Here is a 16521-nt window from a genome sequence, read left to right on the forward strand (position 1 = left end):
GGTCGCATGCATGTTACGGCGTCCCGCGCAGCGCATCCTCCAGACTTACGCTGAACTGTCCCGGTCGCAGGGGTTGCGGCTGGGTTGGGGCAGGGGACCAGCCTGTCATCATCGCCACATGCAGGTCCTGTTCCATACTGCCGTCCGCGCCCACGGGCAGGCGCCCCAGCGCATCAGCGATCAGTGCCGGATGGGTCAGTCCTCGCGCCCGCGCGCGCAGGGCATTTGTCTCCCCGGCGTTACGCAGATCGGTCAGCAGGCCCATGGGCGTGCGATAGGACAGGTGGATCACATCCGCATCCGCCACCGGCAGCGCAAACCCCGCGCGCTGCAGCAGGCCCGCGCAGTCCCGCAGCCCCGGAAAGGGGGAGATCCGTGGCGAAACCCCGCCACGCAGCATCGTTTCAGCCTCCATCAACGCATGGCGCAGGCCACCCAGCGTGGGCAGCACCGGCATGCAGGCCAGAAACAGCCCGTCGGGGGCCAGTATGCGGCGTATCTGCGCCAGCACGCCCGGCAGGTCATTGACCCAGTGCAGCGACAGGCAGGCCACCACAAGGTCGAAGCTGTGGGGCGCGAAGGGCAGCCATTCCGCATCCATGCACACTGCCGGTCCCGCATCCGCCGCGCACATGGATGGCGACAGGTCGGTCGTCACGGTTGCGATGCCACGGGCACGCAGCGCCTGCGCCACGACACCACGCCCGCCAATATCCAGGCCTGCGTGAAAGGGACGGGTGACATCATCCAGCCGGTCCAGCAGGCGGTCCGCCGCTTCCGCCAGCACCGGCCGGACATGGCCCACCGTGGCGGCCGCACGGTCGCGGTGCAGGCGCACGGCGTGGCGGTCAAATATCTGCGGCACATCCATGCTCATACCCCCGATGTGCCGCCTTGCCCCGCCGCTGCCAAGCCCACGATCACGTGAACGCATGAACCATCATGCACCCCCCTGGTGGCGACGGGCCGGTACCCGCATGCTGGATACGCTGTTTCCGCCACACTGCCTGGCCTGCGGGGCCGATGTCATGCAGGCGGGCCTGTTATGCGCGACATGCGTCAGCCAGTTGCACCTGATCACGTCACCCTACTGCCATCGCTGCGCCCTGCCATTTCCCTCCCGCGCGGCTGGCGGGGCCACGCTGACCTGCACCGCATGCGCCGAAAATCCACCACCATGGCGCGAGGGGCGGGCGGCGATGGTGTATGACGACCTGCCGCGTCAATTGATCCTGCCGCTGAAATATGCGGACCGGACGGAAAACGCGACGCTGCTGGCGCGTTACATGGCGGCAGCAGCCCGGGGACTGGTGGAAAAGGACAGCATTTTCATACCGGTTCCCCTGCATCGGGTGCGCCTGTTTACCCGGCGGTACAACCAGGCGGCACTGCTGGCATGCGCACTGGCACGGCAGACCGGGGCCAGCGTCCTGCCTGATGGGCTTGAACGCCTGCGGGCCACGCCCGCGCTGAAGGGACAGGGCAGGACACGCAGGCAGGCCATCATGCAGGGGGTGATCGGCGTGCGCGGCCACCGGCTGGGTGACATTGCGGGCCGGCATGTCATTGTGGTGGATGATGTCATGACCACGGGCGCCACACTTGCGGCCTGCGCCAGCAGCCTGTTGCGGGCAGGGGCCGCACGGGTTGACGTACTCGCCGCCGCGCGTGCCTGTGGCCAGCATGAACAACAATAGGATAAGCTGGAAATCCAGACCCGTTCCGCCAGCATGGCGGTGGATACATAACAAACCAAGTGAAGGTTCAATGCCGTCTATTGACATCTATACCCAGCCGGGCTGCCCATATTGCATCCACGCAGTCCGCCTGCTGGCGCACAAGGGCGTGCCCTTCAACGAAATCAATGCCCCGCATGGCACGCCCGAACGCGCGGAATCGATCCGCCGGTCGGGCGGACGCACCACCGTGCCCCAGATATTCATCGACAATACGCCCATTGGCGGCTGTGATGACCTGATGGCGCTGGAACGGGCGGGCAAACTCGATACCCTTCTGGGCAAGGGCTGACACGGCACACCACGGACGGAGAGGGCATGATCCGGTACCAGCTACGCTGTAGCGCAGGCCATGAATTTGAAGGATGGTTTCCCGGCAGCACTGCGTTCGAACAGCAGGCCACGCGCGGCCTGCTGTCCTGTCCGCAATGCGGGTCGGCGGATGTCACCCGTGCGCTGATGGCGCCAGCGGTTCATACCGCAGGCCCCCAGCAGGCCGGGGACGCAGCACCGCAACCCGCGGCCACGCCACCCGGCCATGCGTCTGGGGGAGTGCCCGACGCCATGATCGCTCTGTTACAGAAAATACGCCAGACGGTGGAGGAGCACTGCGACGACGTGGGGGACCGCTTTGCCAGGGAAGCCCTGGACATGCACCGGGGCAGGAGCGCGGCACGCGGCATCTATGGCAGCATGACGCCACAGGAGCAGGCCGAACTGGATGAAGAAGGGGTGGACGTGCACGCCATCCCGTGGGTCCGCCGGGCCGACAGCTAGAGGGAACACGCAAGCGCGCGGCACGCATACACCGCCGCGTCACGCGCCATGTGGGGGAACGATTGGAAATGCACGACAGCAACAGCCACAATGGTACGCGCCACGCCGGGCACCGGGCGGGCGGGCGCATCAGGCACAGGCTGGCGACGGCCGCCATGGCTGCCTTATGCGCGGTGGCGGTCGGGACCGGCAGCCTGCCATCCGCCCGCGCCGCGGAAGCGGAGCCGGACATCATCGGCCGGTGGATGACCAAGGACCATGATGGCGTGTTCGAGATTTCACACTGCGGGAACGAGATCTGCGGGAAACTGGCCGGGGTACGCTATACAACCGAAATGCCGCGCGACAAGCGGGGCGAACCCGAATGCAACCTGCCGATGCTGAACGGGTTCACACCCGACCCGAAGGAGACGGGACACTGGAACGGCCACGTGACCGATCCCGATACGGGTCATGTCTATCATGCCAAGCTGTGGGTCTCCCAGTCGGGGGACCTGAAGCTGCGCGGTTTCGTTGCCGTGCCTTTATTTGGTGAAACCGAAACGTGGAGCCGCTATACCGGCACGATCGGCCCGGCGTGCAAACTGCCCTGAAGGCCCCAGAAAACAAGTCTCAACCAATGGGGATGATCGTTATTCCATGAGCTGCAATATCTCCCGCCGTGCATTCGCCACCGCACTGGCTGCCGCAGGCGTGCCCGCCATATCCCGCCGCGCCGTGGCGCAGACGGCCGCCAAGCCCCGCACCATCTGCTATATTGGCGGCTATACCCAGCACGGACCACCGGGGGGCGCTGGCAACGGGCAGGGCATTTCGGTGTTTGAAATGAACCCCGACACCAGCAGCCTTTCGCCGCTCATGACCTATGTGGATATCGCAAGCCCGTCCTTCATGGCCATGTCTGCCGATTTCAAGCACCTGTATGCCCTGAGCGAAATCAACGACTTCAACGCCAATGGCGAAGGCTGCGTCACGGCGTTTTCCGTCAACCGTTCCAGCGGCGAACTGACCAAGCTCAACGTCGTGCGCTCTGGCGGGGCCGTGCCCGCGCATCTCAGCGTGCATGCATCGGGCAAATACGTGCTGGTGGCCAATTACATGGGCGGCACGGTCGGCGTCCTGCCCATTCACCCCGATGGCGGCCTGGGCGACCCGACCGACGTGGTGCATGACACCGGCCCGCGCATGCCCGACCGCGCGGCGGACAACCCGCCGGGCAATTTCGCCATAAGTGATCATTCCAGCGCGCATGTCCACATGGTGGCGTCCGACCCGTCCGGCCATTACGTGCTGGCCTGCGACGCCGGACTGGACCGGGTGTATGTGTGGACGCTGGACCTGCATACAGGCCGGCTGGTCCCCGCCAAGACACCGTTCATTTCCATGACGCCGGGATCAGCCCCGCGCCACTTCTCCTTCAACGAGAAGGGGACGATGATCTACATTCTGGGTGAACAGGATTCGAAAGTGGTTGCCGCCACTTTCAACCCCCAGACCGGCGAAATCGTGCCCCAGCAGACCGTCAGCACCGTCACCCCGCATTTCCGGGGCAGTACGCTTGCGGCGGGCATCCTGCTCTCGCCCAACGGCAAATACCTGTACGTGTCGAACCGGCTGGGTGATTCGCTGGCCAGCTTCCATGTGAATGATGACGGCACGCTGAACCTGGTCGAGGAAATCTGGATGCATGCCGACTATGGCCGCGCGATGATGTTCGATCCCAGCGGCACATATCTGTTCTGCGCCAACCAGCGCAGTGATTCCGTCACCTCGTTCAAGGTCAATGCCCAGACCGGCGTGCTGGACTTCACATGGAACTTCACCCCCGTGGGCAGCCCGACGACATTCGCGTTCATGAACACGATCTGACGCCGGGCCGTGGTGCGCGACAGGGCAGTCCTCAGTCGCGCACCATCGCCACGATATAATTTACCGCCGTGTCGCGGCTTTCACGCCAGCCGCCAAGGCCGGGCACCATGCCCGCGATATCGGTTATGCGCAGGCCCGCATGGGCCGCGTACCGTCCCATTTCGGCCGGGGTAATGAACTTGCGCCAGTCATGCGTGCCCACGGGCAGCAGGCGCAGGACGTATTCCGCCCCGATCTTGGCCATGGCCATGGACCGCCACGTGCGGTTCATGGTCGAAACCACCATCGCTCCCCCCGGCCGCAGCATGCCGCCCAGCATGCGCAGGAAGGCGGCCGGGTCGGTTACGTGCTCGATCACCTCCAGCGCTGAAATCGCGTCAAAGCGCGCGCCTTCGGCCACCAGTTCTTCCGCACTGCCGCACCGGTAGGACAGCGGGCCTGCGGACCGGGGCAGGGGATGGCGGCGCATGTGCAGCCTGGCCGCCGTAATCGCCGCCTGCGACGCATCCAGCCCGGTCACGTCGAATCCGGCGCGGGCGAAGGCTTCGCTGGCCAGTCCCGCGCCACAGCCAATGTCCAGCAGTGTGCGGCGCGCGCCATCATCCGCCTGTGGCGCGGGCAGGTGGCGCATGGCCCAGCCGGTGCGCAGGTCGTTCATGGCGTGCAGGGGGCGCATCGGGCCGGCCGGATCCCACCACCGGGTGGCCAAATCGCTGAAATGGGCGATCTCCTCGGGGGCGACGGAATCTGCCGACAGAACGGGCGAATCGTGATGCTGCATAGGTGCACCGCCTTTCATTTGGCTTTCTCCCGCTGGACGCGGAAGCTGGGGAGATGTATGTGACGCGGCTTGCGCATAACCGCAATGCCCCGGATTGGCCAACAGGCCCCCACTCCGGATATGCTGAAGCCCGAGCCATAATGGAGCCACTATTCCGATGTCCCCTACCGTACCGCGGATCGTGATGAAATTCGGCGGCACGTCCGTCGCCGATCTTGACCGGATTCGTGCCGTCGCGGAAAAAGTCCGGAAACAGGTCGAGGCCGGGTGCGAGGTTGCCGTTGTCGTCTCCGCCATGTCTGGCGTGACCAACCGCCTTGTCGGCTATTGCCGCGATCTCTCGCCCCAGCATGATGAACGTGAATACGACACCGTCGTTGCAACGGGTGAACAGGTCACCAGCGGCCTGCTGGCCATCGCGCTCCAGAACCTTGGGGTCAATGCCCGGTCCTGGCTGGGCTGGCAGATCCCGCTGCGCACGGATGACGCGCATGGCAAGGCGCGCATCGTGTCCATAGACGGCGCGAACCTGATCGACAGCATGCAGGCGGGACAGGTGCCGGTCGTGGCCGGCTTCCAGGGGGTCGGCCCGGACGGGCGCATCACCACGCTGGGACGCGGGGGGTCCGATACCTCGGCCGTGGCGCTGGCCGCGGCGCTGAAGGCCGACCGGTGCGATATCTATACCGACGTGGACGGAATCTATACAACGGACCCCCGTATTGTTACCAAGGCACGGAAGCTGGACAAGATTACCTATGAGGAAATGCTTGAACTGGCGTCCGTAGGGGCCAAGGTGCTGCAGACCCGCAGCGTGGAACTGGCGATGAAGGAGCGCGTGCGTGTGCAGGTGCTGTCCAGTTTCACCGATGGTCCGGCACCATCGGAAGGGCATCTGCCCGGTTCATTAGTCGTGGATGAGGACGAAATCGTGGAACAGGAACAGGTCGCCGGAATTGCCTACTCCCGGGACGAGGCAAAGATTTCCGTCCGCCAGCTTCCCGATCGCCCGGGCATCGCGGCGGCGGTGTTCGGCCCGCTGGCGGATGCCAACGTGAACGTGGACATGATTGTCCAGAGCACCGGCGACGACGGAACGACCAACATGACGTTCACGATCGGCAAGACCGATCTGGCGCGCGCCATTTCCGTGCTGGAAAGCCACCGCGACGCCACCCAGTACACGGAACTGCAGACCGATGACGACGTGGTGAAGATCAGCGTCGTGGGCGTGGGCATGCGTTCGCATGCCGGCGTCGCCAGCACGATGTTCCGCACGCTGGCCGAACGCAACATCAACGTGCAGGTCATTTCCACCAGCGAGATCAAGGTTTCGGTGCTGATCGCATCCGAATACACCGAACTGGCGGTGCGCGCCCTGCACACCGCCTACGGCCTTGACGCATCGTGAGCGCGGCCACGATGCCGGACACCGCCACACCCGCCGCCCCGTCCGCCCTGACGGACCCCGCGCGCCGGGCGGAAGCCCGCGCGCGCCTTGACCATCTGTGGGGACGCGGCACGCGCTTCCTGGGCAGCGAATACGCGCTGCTGGCGGGTGCGATGTCATGGGTCAGCGAACGGAACCTGGTTTCCGCCATTTCCAACGCCGGCGGCTTTGGCGTACTGGCCTGTGGCGCGATGGAACCCGCGCGCCTGGCCGAGGAAATCGCGGCGACACAGGCGCTGACCTCCCGCCCGTTCGGCGTCAACCTGATCACCATGCACCCGCAGCTTGATGAACTCGTGCGCGTATGTCTTGACGCGGGCATCACCCATGTCGTGCTGGCCGGTGGCATCCCTTCCGGCCCGGTGATCCGCGCCATCAAGGAAGGCGGGGCGAAGGTCATCGCCTTTGCACCGGCGCTGGTGCTGGCCAAGCGCCTCATGCGTCTTGGCGTGGACGCGCTGGTGATCGAGGGATCGGAAGCGGGCGGGCATGTCGGCCCGGTATCGCTGACCGTTCTGGCGCAGGAAATCCTGCCGCATGTCCATGACGTGCCGGTCTTTGTCGCGGGCGGCCTGGGACGGGGCGACGCCATCCTGTCCTACCTTGAACAGGGGGCGTCGGGCGCACAGCTTGGCACCCGCTTTGCCGCGTCGCGGGAAAGCATCGCGCATGAAAATTTCAAGAAGGCCTTCATCCGCGCCAATGCGCGCGACGCGGTAACGTCCGTCCAGCTTGATGAACGCTTCCCGGTCATTCCGGTACGCGGGCTGAACAACGCGGGCACGCGCCGTTTCGTGCAGCACCAGGCGGAAACGCTGCGCCGTTTCCAGTCTGGCGAACTGACCAAGGAAGCCGCCCAACTGGACATCGAACATTTCTGGGCTGGTGCATTGCGCCGTGCCGTGGTGGATGGTGATGTCGAAAACGGTTCCGTCATGGCGGGACAGTCGGTCGGCATGATCACGGGCGAGCAGCCGGTCGGTGAGATTATCAAGCAACTGGTCGATCAGGCCATTGATGCCCTGATCCGTCAGGATGAGAGGGCCCGCTACGGATGAGCGACGGCAAACGCAATTTCCGCCCCAGACCCGCACAGGGTACGACAGCCCCGGCACCCGGCACGACGCCCATCGCATCGGTAGGGGACATATTGCGTGCGCGGCGCGAGGAACTGGGGTGGAAGCTGCCCGATGTCGCAGCATGGCTGCGCATCCGCCTGCCATACCTTGAGGCGCTGGAGGCGGGCCACCCGGGCGAACTGCCCGGCGGGGCCTATGCCGTGGGCTTCCTGCGCACCTATGCCAAGGCGCTGGACCTGGAAGCCGAACAGCTGGTTGAACGCTTCAAGGTCGAAAGCCGTGGCGCGTTCACCCGTCGGTCCGAACTGTCCTTTCCCATGCCGCTGCCCGAACGCGGGCTGCCGACCGGGGTGCTGCTGCTGTGCGGCATCGTGATCCTGGTGGTGGCCTATATCGGCTGGTACAAGCTGACCGGCACGGATGGCCTGGGTCATGACATACCCGCCAAGCTGACGCTGCCAGGACTGTCCTCCTCCTCCACCGCATCGCCGCAGGTGGCGTCCGTCCTGCCCCCGGCCGAGGAACGGCCCGAACCGCCGCCGCAGCCGCTCCCCCAGCAGGAACGTGACGCCCTGACCGGCACGCCGTCATCCGTGCCCATGCCACAGGCCGCACCGGGCGAACCACCCGCGCCGGCCACCCCCATGCAGCCGCTGGAAAAAATGGGCGAGGACCGTAACGTGCTGGCCCAGCAGGCCGCGGCGGCCGCACAGCCCGCCACCCCGGCGGACAGCGTGACCCTGAACGCGACCGCCATGACGTGGGTGCAGGTGCGCAAGCCCGGTGGGCCCGTGCTGTATGACCATACGATGCAGCCCGGCGAGACATGGCAGACGCCGCAGGATCAGTCCGGCCTCGTGCTGACGGTCGGCAATGCGGGCGGCCTGACACTTGTGGCCGGTGGCGTCACGACGCCACCGCTGGGCCGTAACGGGGAAGTCCGGCACAACATCCCCCTCAGCCCCGCAGCAGTGGCGGACGGGTCGGTCATGCATGCCGCCCCCGCGCCCGCCATTCACCCACCGGCACCTTCGCCTATGACCGATTCATCGGCCGTTGGCGCAACACCCGTGACGGGAAGTGGCAATAATCTTTCTCCGCCCCTCCCGCAGCACATCAATCCGGAGTAGAATGGTCTCCACGGCATGGTCCCCTGATGGTCACCATGCCGGAAACCGGCATGTAACAGATCCCCGGGTCGTGCCGCCCCGCCACGGCGGGCCGGAGCACAAACCGCCGCCTTATCTGGAGGGCACATAATGAGCAGCTATCGTCCTTATCAGCACATCGAACGCCGCAAGTCGCGGCAGATCCATGTCGGCAGCGTGCCGGTCGGTGGTGATGCCCCGGTTTCGGTCCAGACCATGACCAATACCCTGACCACCGACGCCGAGGCCACGATCGCGCAGATCCGCCGCGCCGAACTGGCGGGCGTGGACATCGTGCGCGTCTCCTGCCCCGATGAGGACAGCACGAAGGCGCTGGCCGAAATCGTGCGTGAAGTGAATGTGCCGATCGTGGCTGACATCCATTTCCACTACAAGCGCGCCATCGAGGCCGCAAAGGCCGGTGCCGCATGCCTGCGCATCAACCCCGGCAACATCGGCAGCGCCGAACGCGTGCGTGAAGTCGTGAACGCGGCGAAGGACCACAACTGTTCCATCCGCATCGGCGTGAATGCCGGTTCGCTGGAAAAGCACCTGCTTGAAAAATACGGTGAACCCAACCCCGACGCGCTGGTGGAAAGTGCGCTGGAACATGCCAAGATCCTCGAAGATCATGATTTCCATGAATTCAAGATCAGTGTGAAGGCGTCCGACGTGTTCATGGCGGTCGCGGCCTACCAGCAGCTGGCCGATGTATGCGACCATCCGCTGCATATCGGCATTACCGAAGCGGGCAGCAAGCGCGCGGGCACGGTCAAGTCCTCCATCGGGCTGGGCAACCTGCTGTGGTCGGGCGTGGGTGACACCATGCGCGTCTCGCTCTCGGCCGAGCCGGAAGAAGAGGTGCTGGTTGGCTGGGATATCCTGAAGTCACTCGGCCTGCGCCACCGTGGCGTGAAGATCATTTCCTGCCCGTCCTGCGCGCGTCAGGGCTTCAACGTGATCGAGACTGTGCAGACGCTGGAAGACCGCCTGGCGCATATCAAGACGCCCATGACGCTGTCGATCATCGGCTGCGTGGTCAATGGCCCCGGTGAGGCGCTGATGACCGATATCGGCGTGACCGGCGGCGGATCGGGCCGTCACATGGTCTATTCCGCGGGCAAGCAGGACCACACCATGCCCGCAGGCGACATGATCGAGCATATTGTCGAACTGGTGGAAAAGAAGGTGGAGCAGCTTGCGGCCGCCGACGCCACCAACACCCCCGCCGAGGAAATGGCCCGCGAAGCCACCATGTCCACCGCGGACTGAAGACACGCGGCGCGCCACGGTCCGGCGCGCCGCCCAACCGGCCGGCCCCAGGGGCATGGACCGGGTTCAATGCAGGAATATCGCGTAGTGAGCAGCTTACAGCCCGTTCGTGGCACCCACGACCTGATCGGTGAAGACCGCAGGCGTTTTACCCATGTTGTCGAAACCGCCCGTCGCATTGTCGGCCTGTACGGGTTTGACGAATGGGCGACCCCGGTTTTTGAAGATACGCGGGTCTTTTCACGCTCGCTGGGCGATACGTCCGATGTCGTGTCCAAGGAAATGTACACGTTCGAGGACCGGGGCGGCGAATCCCTGACCCTGCGCCCCGAGGGGACAGCCGCGATCTGCCGCGCGCTGGTCACCAACGGGCTGACGCAGTCCCTGCCACAGAAGGTGTTCTATGCCGGGCCGATGTTCCGCTATGAACGCCCGCAGAAGGGGCGCTACCGCCAGTTCCACCAGATTGGCGCGGAACTGCTGGGCGCTGCCGAGCCGCTGGCCGATGCCGAAGTCATCGCCATGGGCCGTGACGTGCTGCAGGGACTGGGCATTGCGCATGACGTGGTGCTTGAACTCAATACTCTGGGTGACATGGCCAGCCGCAATGCGTGGCGGACCGCGCTGATCGCCTATTTCAGCGAACGCCGCGCCGAACTGTCCCCCGACAGCCAGACCCGGCTGGAACGCAATCCGCTGCGTATCCTGGACAGCAAGGCGGCGCAGGACCGCGCCCTTCTGGCCGATGCACCGATGATCGCCGATTTCCTGACGCCGGACGCCCGGACATTCTGGGACGACCTGCGCCGGACGCTGGATGTGATGGGCGTGAAATTCCGTGAAAATCCGCGCATCGTGCGCGGGCTGGATTATTACGGGCATACCGCCTTCGAATTCGTGACCGAACGGCTTGGCGCACAGGGCACCGTGCTGGCCGGTGGCCGCTATGACGGGCTTGTGGCGGAAATGGGTGGGCCTGCGACACCCGCCATTGGCTGGGCCGGCGGGATCGAACGCCTGTCCATGCTGCTGGAGGACATCCCGGCGGAGCCGCGCCCGGTTGCCGTCATTCCCATGGGGGCGGATGCACAGGCCGCGGCCATTACCGTATTGCAGGCCATGCGTGGGGCAGGGGTGCGGGCGGAAACGTCCTATCGCGGCAACATGAAGCGCCGGATGGAACGCGCCAACCGCATGAACGCAACCCATGCCATCGTCATCGGTAGTGACGAGATCGCGCGCGGCGTGGTGCAGGTCAAGGATCTGGATAGCGGGCAGCAGACCGAAGTGCCGATGGATGGCGTGGCCGCCTTCCTCCTGTCCGGAACCCCCAAGAAGGCCTGATCGTGGCAAAGTTTGACGACCGTCTGGACCGTATCGTCGCCCGGTGCGAGGAATTGCAGGCCCTCCTCGCGGAAGGGATGTCGGGGGCCGATTTCAGCCAGGCCTCACGCGAATATGCGGAACTGGAGCCGATTGTAACCCGTGTGAACGCCCTGCGCACGGCGGAACAGGCGGAACAGGACGCGACCCAGATGCTGGCCGACCCCGAACTGCGGGAACTGGCGCAGGCCGAACTTGATACCCTGCACACGCAGATCCCTGAACTCCGCCATGACATCCGCCTGGCCATGCTGCCCCGTGACGAAGCGGACGAACGCAGCGCCATCCTTGAAATCCGGCCCGCCGCCGGTGGGGATGAGGCAGGGCTGTTCGCAGCCGAACTGTTTGGTGCGTACCAGCGCTATGCCGACCAGCGCGGCTGGCGGTTCGAGGTGCTGGAATATGACCAGTCCGAACTTGGCGGCCTGCGCGAAGGGATCGCCAGCATTACCGGACGCGGCGTGTTTGCCCGGCTGAAATACGAATCCGGCGTGCATCGTGTGCAGCGCGTGCCCGCGACCGAAAGCCAGGGCCGCATCCATACTTCCACCGTAACCGTCGCTGTCCTGCCTGAAGCGGAAGAAGTGGATGTGGAGGTGAACGAGGGCGACCTGCGCATTGATGTCTACCGGGCATCAGGGGCAGGGGGGCAGCACGTCAACAAGACTGAAAGTGCGGTGCGCATCACCCATCTGCCCACCAATATCGTGGTGGCAATGCAGGAAGAAAAAAGCCAGCACAAGAACCGTGCCAAGGCGATGAAGATCCTGCGCGCGCGCCTGTATGAACGTAACCGTGCGGCAGCCCATGAAACGCGCGCCGCCGATCGCCGCGCGCAGGTTGGCACGGGCGACCGGTCGGAACGTATCCGGACCTACAACTTCCCGCAGGGGCGCGTGACCGACCACCGCATCGGGCTGACACTGTACAAGATCGATCGGGTCATGGCGGGGGAATTCGATGAGTTCGTCGATGCACTGACGCAGGAAGAACAGGCTGCCCTTCTGGCGGCGGATGATAACTGACGCCCTATGATGTCGGTGCCGCGCACAGGCTGCTGCGCCCGGGATGGCGTTCGACCACGTCCGGGTCATCCGGATCGGCAAGGTAGAATTCGGTGAAGTTGCGCGCGCCAAGGGCGACAAGATGGTGGCCATCGGGTTCATGCAGCACGCCTTCGCCACTGACCTGATGGATCTCGACCTTGCCTTCCGGCCGACGGATCGTGATTTCGCCACACAGGGCGTAACTGTGGTTCACGCGGCTGACTGCCGTTTCCACATGGGCGGTCTGACTGGGATGGTCATGGTCAAGGCGGAAGGTCGCGACAAGCCGCTCATCCACATACAGGCGCGAGGTCTCGGATATTTCACCATCACCATACCCGTCCTCAACATCAAACGACCCGGCCAGTGCTGGCGTTGCAAGGCCGGCACACAGCATGGTGACGATCAGGGTCCGTACGGGGCGTAATGAAAAAGCGGGCAGTTGCATGATGCCCCAGTATGCCGGAAATCAGCCGCGATGAAAGATGCCATGACACCGACGCCCGCAAATTTGCGCCATCTTCTGTCCGACGCCACCACCCGCCTGCGTGCCGCAGGCATCGAGGCACCCCAGCGCGAAGCCCGGCTGCTGGCCGCCCATGCTGCGGGCACCGATCTGGCGGGGCTGCTGCGTATTGATATCCTGCCGCCAGCAGACCACGCCACATTCATGCAGATCCTGCAGCGCCGCCTGCATCATGAACCGATGGCCCATATCACCGGTCATACAGGTTTCTGGTCGCTGGACGTGGTGGTTTCACCCGCAACCCTGATACCGCGCGCGGACACGGAAACACTGGTGGAAGCCGTGCTGGACCACCTGCCGGACCGGAACGCCCCGCTGCGCGTGCTGGATATCGGGACAGGCACGGGCTGCCTGCTGCTGGCGGTGCTGGCGGAATATCCGCAGGCCACGGGCATTGGCACCGACATCAATCCCGATGCAGCACGCCTTGCCACGCGCAATGCCGCACGCAACGGACTGGCGGCGCGGTGCGACATGCTGTGCTGCAACTGGGCCGATGGGATCACGGGACCATTCGACCTGGTCCTGAGCAATCCCCCCTACATTCCCCATGCCGACCTGAAGGGCCTCATGCCCGAAGTGGTGCGCCATGAACCTGCACGCGCGCTGGATGGCGGGGCGGACGGGCTGGTCGCGTATCGCGCGCTGGCTGCGATTTTGCCCGGACTGCTGGCACCGGGCGGGATCGCGGTGCTGGAACTGGGCATAGGACAGGACCACAGCGTGCCCGCCCTTATGCATGAAGGTGGCCTGCGGATACTGGAAATCCGCCCCGATCTGGGGAAAATCGGACGGGCGCTGGTCATGAAAAAATAATTTGGCAGACTGAAACAGGCGGGATATAGTGCGATGGCGCAGGAAACACGAACTGCAACCTGTTCTGCCGTTCCGTTTCCGCGTGGGTGATCCCGATTGCAAAACAGAAAAGCTGGCGTCATGAACCGGAATGGTTCCGCCATGCGCAGGGATCCGTGTCCGGCGTCATACCGGACAACCACTATGGCAACAGACGGGACGGACAGACCGCCCCACGGTCCAGGGCAGCGCCAGTGACCGGCAACAGGAAAGTGCTGCGACAGCTTATGAACATGAAACGCATGCGAGGCCGTCACAATCGTTCGGGCGGCAGCAATGGCGGAAGCGTACGCCATAACAATGGCCAGATCCCGTTGAACCGCAACCATGTCTTCGACAGCAACGGGCCTGACCTGCGTGTGCGCGGTACGGCGCAGCAGCTGTTCGAAAAATACCTGCAGCTGGGCCGCGACGCCAGCAGCACGGGCGACCGCGTAATGGCGGAAGCCTATTTCCAGCATGCCGAACATTACTTCCGCATTCTCAATGCCATGACGCAGGCGGCACAGCAGAGCCAGCAGGAACGCCAGGAACGCATGGCCGCCCGCCAGCAGCGCCCCGCTGACAACCGCCAGCCCACGGAAACCAGCGTCGAGGAGGGGGCCGAACAGCCCGCCATCCCGCAGGCGCCGGAACCTGCGGAAACCGCCCCGCAGCCCACCGTGGCCAGCGAACCCGCACCGCCCCCGGCACCGCGCGCACCCCGTGCCCCCCGCCGGAACAGCCGTACCAAGCCGCCGGTTGAAAAGAAGGAAGAACTGGAATCCACGCCGTCGTGAACCGGTATCGCCCCGTCCGGATTATCGGGCGGGGCTGATATACTGGTACTGCCGATAGGCCTACGGTTTCGAAATGCTACGCCTGATAAATGAATGGCTGGCCTCGGGCCGGACAATATGATCCTGCCATGCCGCGACGGCGTAACCACGCAGAAGCCGTGCGCCTGTATAAGCCGGATACCCTGTAAATACCGCCTTCAGGCGTGCGTATTGACCAGACGCCAGACCTTGCGCTTGCGTCCATCACTGGCACCCGGGGCATCTTCCACCGTAACCAGTCCCTGGTTACGCAGGGCCTGCAGCGCCAGACGGGCATGGTAGGTGCCCAGTTCGGGGAACAGGTCGCCGATTTCACGCACCGAACGGGCTTTTCCGTCCGACAGGATCTTCAGCACGATCTGTCGCTTGCTGTCATGATTTGTCATGCGCCAGGATCGATGCTGAAAAAAAGTCATGGGCTTTCTATACCAGATCCGTCCCCAATGGCCTAGCGCCGATGCATCCGCTGCTACACCGGTTGCGCCAGAACGGTGCGGATGGCAGCGGTCAGCTTGCCCAGTTCCGACGTGGTTATGTTAAAAGCTGGCGTCAGATAGACAATATTACGGAAGGGCCGCACCCAGACCCCCTGCGCGACCAGGGCGGTCTTCAGTGCATTCATGTCATGTATGCGGTCCAGTTCCACCACACCGATCGCCCCCATGACGCGCACATCCACCACATGGGGCAGGCTGCGGCACGGTTCCAGTTCCGTGCGCATCTGTCGGGCAATGCGCGCCACCCCGCCCAGGCAGTCTTCGCGTTCAAACAGGTCCAGCGAGGCATTGGCACAGGCGCATGCCATGGCGTTGGCCATGAAGGTCGGCCCGTGCATGAGCGCATGCAGCGGGTCGTCCGACAGAAATGCATCAAAGACATGCGCGCGCGCCACGGTGGCGGCCAGCGCCATCGTGCCCGCCGTCAGGGCCTTGGACAGCGTGATGATATCCGGCACGATCCCGGCCTGTTCACACGCGAACATGGTACCGGTGCGCCCGAACCCGGTGAATATTTCATCCAGTATCAGCAGGACGCCATGCCGGTCCGCAAGCATGCGCAGGTTCCGCAGCACATCGGGGGAATGGAACAGCATACCGCCCGCGCCCTGCACCAGTGGCTCGACAATAATTGCGGCAATGCTGTCCCCTGATTGCGCCAGCAATTCATCCAGCGCCCGCATGCTGTCTGCATCCACGGGCAGGTCGGCGATGAAATGTTCGGGCAGCGCGCCCTGATACAGGGAATGCATGCCTTCCTCGGGGTCGCAGACGGCCATGGTGGCCATCGTGTCGCCATGGTAGCCGCCACGGAAGGCCAGCAGCCTTGTCCGGCCCGTCCGGCCACGGTTCAGCCAGTACTGGATGGCCATTTTCATCGCGACCTCGACGGCGACGGAACCGGAATCAGTAAAGAAAACCCGTTCCAGATCCCCCGGCAGCATGGCCGCCAGACGGCTGGCCAGTGTCAGCGCGGGTTCATTGACCAGGCCGCCGAACATGACATGCGGCATGCATTCAAGCTGCGCGCTGACGGCGGCACGGATATGGGGATGATTGTAGCCGTGGCACGCCGTCCACCATGATGCGATGCCATCAGTCAGTTCTGACCCGTCCGCCAGTGTGATGGTGCGCCCCCGCGTGCTGATGGCGGGCAGGGGGGGCACGGTGGTCTGCATCTGGGTATAGGGTAGCCAGACATGCTTCATGCCACGTTCCAGCCAGCGGGGTCCCTGCATGTGACTACTCCATGATATTGCGTGGGCGGGATTGACCGGGGCTGCA

The 16521-nt window shown here is 64.5% G+C and carries 18 protein-coding genes; 13 read left to right on the plus strand and 5 right to left on the minus strand.

The window, feature by feature from the left end:
* Positions 1-13: 13 nt before the first annotated feature.
* A complete protein-coding gene (locus S101446_RS04765; RefSeq protein WP_087607783.1) occupies positions 14-934 on the minus strand; it encodes a methyltransferase domain-containing protein in 921 nt (306 codons plus the stop codon).
* Here S101446_RS04765 and S101446_RS04770 point away from each other — a divergent pair.
* From S101446_RS04770 to S101446_RS04790, 5 genes are all read left to right on the plus strand, one after another.
* On the plus strand, positions 933-1697 hold the full coding sequence (locus S101446_RS04770; protein WP_087607784.1) for a ComF family protein: 765 nt from the start codon (positions 933-935) through the stop codon (positions 1695-1697). The two genes, S101446_RS04765 and S101446_RS04770, sit on opposite strands and share 2 nt — an antisense overlap.
* A gap of 70 nt (positions 1698-1767) precedes the next feature.
* The gene (grxC, locus tag S101446_RS04775; RefSeq protein WP_010507879.1) at positions 1768-2028 is read left to right on the plus strand and encodes a glutaredoxin 3; all 261 of its coding nucleotides are present in this window, start codon (positions 1768-1770) and stop codon (positions 2026-2028) included.
* 26 nt (positions 2029-2054) lie between these two features.
* Positions 2055-2513: a DUF1178 family protein gene (locus S101446_RS04780; protein ID WP_010507878.1), complete on the plus strand. Its 459-nt coding sequence runs from the start codon at positions 2055-2057 to the stop codon at positions 2511-2513.
* Between the two features lie 68 nt (positions 2514-2581).
* Complete coding sequence (locus S101446_RS04785; protein WP_026019640.1) at positions 2582-3106, plus strand: DUF2147 domain-containing protein; 525 nt, start codon at positions 2582-2584, stop codon at positions 3104-3106.
* 46 nt (positions 3107-3152) lie between these two features.
* Positions 3153-4382: a lactonase family protein gene (locus S101446_RS04790; RefSeq protein ID WP_087607785.1), complete on the plus strand. Its 1230-nt coding sequence runs from the start codon at positions 3153-3155 to the stop codon at positions 4380-4382.
* 31 nt (positions 4383-4413) lie between these two features.
* Here S101446_RS04790 and ubiG read toward each other — a convergent pair whose 3' ends face one another.
* Complete coding sequence (gene ubiG, locus S101446_RS04795) at positions 4414-5163, minus strand: bifunctional 2-polyprenyl-6-hydroxyphenol methylase/3-demethylubiquinol 3-O-methyltransferase UbiG (protein WP_087607786.1); 750 nt, start codon at positions 5161-5163, stop codon at positions 4414-4416.
* A 157-nt stretch (positions 5164-5320) separates the two neighbouring features.
* Between ubiG and S101446_RS04800 the strand changes: the two genes are divergently transcribed.
* From S101446_RS04800 to prfA, 6 genes are all read left to right on the plus strand, one after another.
* The gene (locus S101446_RS04800; RefSeq protein WP_048850741.1) at positions 5321-6574 is read left to right on the plus strand and encodes an aspartate kinase; all 1254 of its coding nucleotides are present in this window, start codon (positions 5321-5323) and stop codon (positions 6572-6574) included.
* Positions 6571-7671: an NAD(P)H-dependent flavin oxidoreductase gene (locus tag S101446_RS04805; RefSeq protein ID WP_048850739.1), complete on the plus strand. Its 1101-nt coding sequence runs from the start codon at positions 6571-6573 to the stop codon at positions 7669-7671. The genes S101446_RS04800 and S101446_RS04805 overlap by 4 nt, the downstream gene beginning before the upstream one ends.
* Positions 7668-8822 carry a helix-turn-helix domain-containing protein gene (locus S101446_RS04810; RefSeq protein WP_019091100.1) on the plus strand — a complete coding sequence of 385 codons (1155 nt, stop codon included), beginning with the start codon at positions 7668-7670 and terminating at the stop codon, positions 8820-8822. The genes S101446_RS04805 and S101446_RS04810 overlap by 4 nt, the downstream gene beginning before the upstream one ends.
* 129 nt (positions 8823-8951) lie before the next feature.
* Positions 8952-10112, plus strand: coding sequence for a flavodoxin-dependent (E)-4-hydroxy-3-methylbut-2-enyl-diphosphate synthase (ispG, locus tag S101446_RS04815; protein WP_010507870.1), 1161 nt, complete (start codon positions 8952-8954; stop codon positions 10110-10112).
* Positions 10113-10199: 87 nt separating this feature from the next.
* Positions 10200-11456: a histidine--tRNA ligase gene (gene hisS / locus S101446_RS04820; protein ID WP_048850735.1), complete on the plus strand. Its 1257-nt coding sequence runs from the start codon at positions 10200-10202 to the stop codon at positions 11454-11456.
* A 2-nt stretch (positions 11457-11458) separates the two neighbouring features.
* On the plus strand, positions 11459-12520 hold the full coding sequence (gene prfA, locus S101446_RS04825) for a peptide chain release factor 1 (protein ID WP_010507867.1): 1062 nt from the start codon (positions 11459-11461) through the stop codon (positions 12518-12520).
* Between the two features lie 4 nt (positions 12521-12524).
* On the opposite strand, the gene S101446_RS04830 is transcribed toward prfA, so the two are convergent.
* Positions 12525-12989, minus strand: a complete 465-nt coding sequence (locus S101446_RS04830) for a hypothetical protein (RefSeq protein ID WP_010507865.1) — start codon at positions 12987-12989, stop codon at positions 12525-12527.
* A 30-nt stretch (positions 12990-13019) separates the two neighbouring features.
* On the opposite strand from S101446_RS04830, the gene prmC reads away from it, so the two are divergent.
* Positions 13020-13883, plus strand: coding sequence for a peptide chain release factor N(5)-glutamine methyltransferase (gene prmC, locus S101446_RS04835; protein WP_087607787.1), 864 nt, complete (start codon positions 13020-13022; stop codon positions 13881-13883).
* 266 nt (positions 13884-14149) lie between these two features.
* Positions 14150-14701: a DUF4167 domain-containing protein gene (locus tag S101446_RS04840; protein ID WP_087608837.1), complete on the plus strand. Its 552-nt coding sequence runs from the start codon at positions 14150-14152 to the stop codon at positions 14699-14701.
* Between the two features lie 197 nt (positions 14702-14898).
* Here S101446_RS04840 and S101446_RS04845 read toward each other — a convergent pair whose 3' ends face one another.
* Together S101446_RS04845 and S101446_RS04850 are read right to left on the minus strand one after the other, a co-directional pair.
* Positions 14899-15156 carry a hypothetical protein gene (locus S101446_RS04845; protein ID WP_010507862.1) on the minus strand — a complete coding sequence of 86 codons (258 nt, stop codon included), beginning with the start codon at positions 15154-15156 and terminating at the stop codon, positions 14899-14901.
* Positions 15157-15209: 53 nt separating this feature from the next.
* Positions 15210-16475, minus strand: coding sequence for an adenosylmethionine--8-amino-7-oxononanoate transaminase (locus S101446_RS04850; RefSeq protein ID WP_087607788.1), 1266 nt, complete (start codon positions 16473-16475; stop codon positions 15210-15212).
* Between the last annotated feature and the right edge of the window lie 46 nt (positions 16476-16521).

This window comes from Komagataeibacter europaeus (genome assembly GCF_002173515.1).
Classification (GTDB): Bacteria; Pseudomonadota; Alphaproteobacteria; order Acetobacterales; family Acetobacteraceae; genus Komagataeibacter; species Komagataeibacter europaeus.

Excerpts from the sequence above, each read along its gene's own strand:
- S101446_RS04845 (WP_010507862.1), bottom strand. The coding sequence starts at position 15,156 with ATGACTTTTTTTCAGCATCGATCCTGGCGCATGACAAATCATGACAGC.
- ispG (WP_010507870.1), top strand. The coding sequence starts at position 8,952 with ATGAGCAGCTATCGTCCTTATCAGCACATCGAACGCCGCAAGTCGCGG.
- S101446_RS04790 (WP_087607785.1), top strand. The coding sequence starts at position 3,153 with ATGAGCTGCAATATCTCCCGCCGTGCATTCGCCACCGCACTGGCTGCC.
- S101446_RS04800 (WP_048850741.1), top strand. The coding sequence starts at position 5,321 with ATGTCCCCTACCGTACCGCGGATCGTGATGAAATTCGGCGGCACGTCC.
- S101446_RS04830 (WP_010507865.1), bottom strand. The coding sequence starts at position 12,989 with ATGCAACTGCCCGCTTTTTCATTACGCCCCGTACGGACCCTGATCGTC.
- S101446_RS04850 (WP_087607788.1), bottom strand. The coding sequence starts at position 16,475 with ATGCAGGGACCCCGCTGGCTGGAACGTGGCATGAAGCATGTCTGGCTA.
- S101446_RS04770 (WP_087607784.1), top strand. The coding sequence starts at position 933 with ATGAACCATCATGCACCCCCCTGGTGGCGACGGGCCGGTACCCGCATG.
- grxC (WP_010507879.1), top strand. The coding sequence starts at position 1,768 with ATGCCGTCTATTGACATCTATACCCAGCCGGGCTGCCCATATTGCATC.
- ubiG (WP_087607786.1), bottom strand. The coding sequence starts at position 5,163 with ATGCAGCATCACGATTCGCCCGTTCTGTCGGCAGATTCCGTCGCCCCC.
- S101446_RS04840 (WP_087608837.1), top strand. The coding sequence starts at position 14,150 with ATGAACATGAAACGCATGCGAGGCCGTCACAATCGTTCGGGCGGCAGC.
- S101446_RS04765 (WP_087607783.1), bottom strand. The coding sequence starts at position 934 with ATGCGTTCACGTGATCGTGGGCTTGGCAGCGGCGGGGCAAGGCGGCAC.
- S101446_RS04785 (WP_026019640.1), top strand. The coding sequence starts at position 2,582 with ATGCACGACAGCAACAGCCACAATGGTACGCGCCACGCCGGGCACCGG.
- prmC (WP_087607787.1), top strand. The coding sequence starts at position 13,020 with ATGAAAGATGCCATGACACCGACGCCCGCAAATTTGCGCCATCTTCTG.
- S101446_RS04810 (WP_019091100.1), top strand. The coding sequence starts at position 7,668 with ATGAGCGACGGCAAACGCAATTTCCGCCCCAGACCCGCACAGGGTACG.
- S101446_RS04780 (WP_010507878.1), top strand. The coding sequence starts at position 2,055 with ATGATCCGGTACCAGCTACGCTGTAGCGCAGGCCATGAATTTGAAGGA.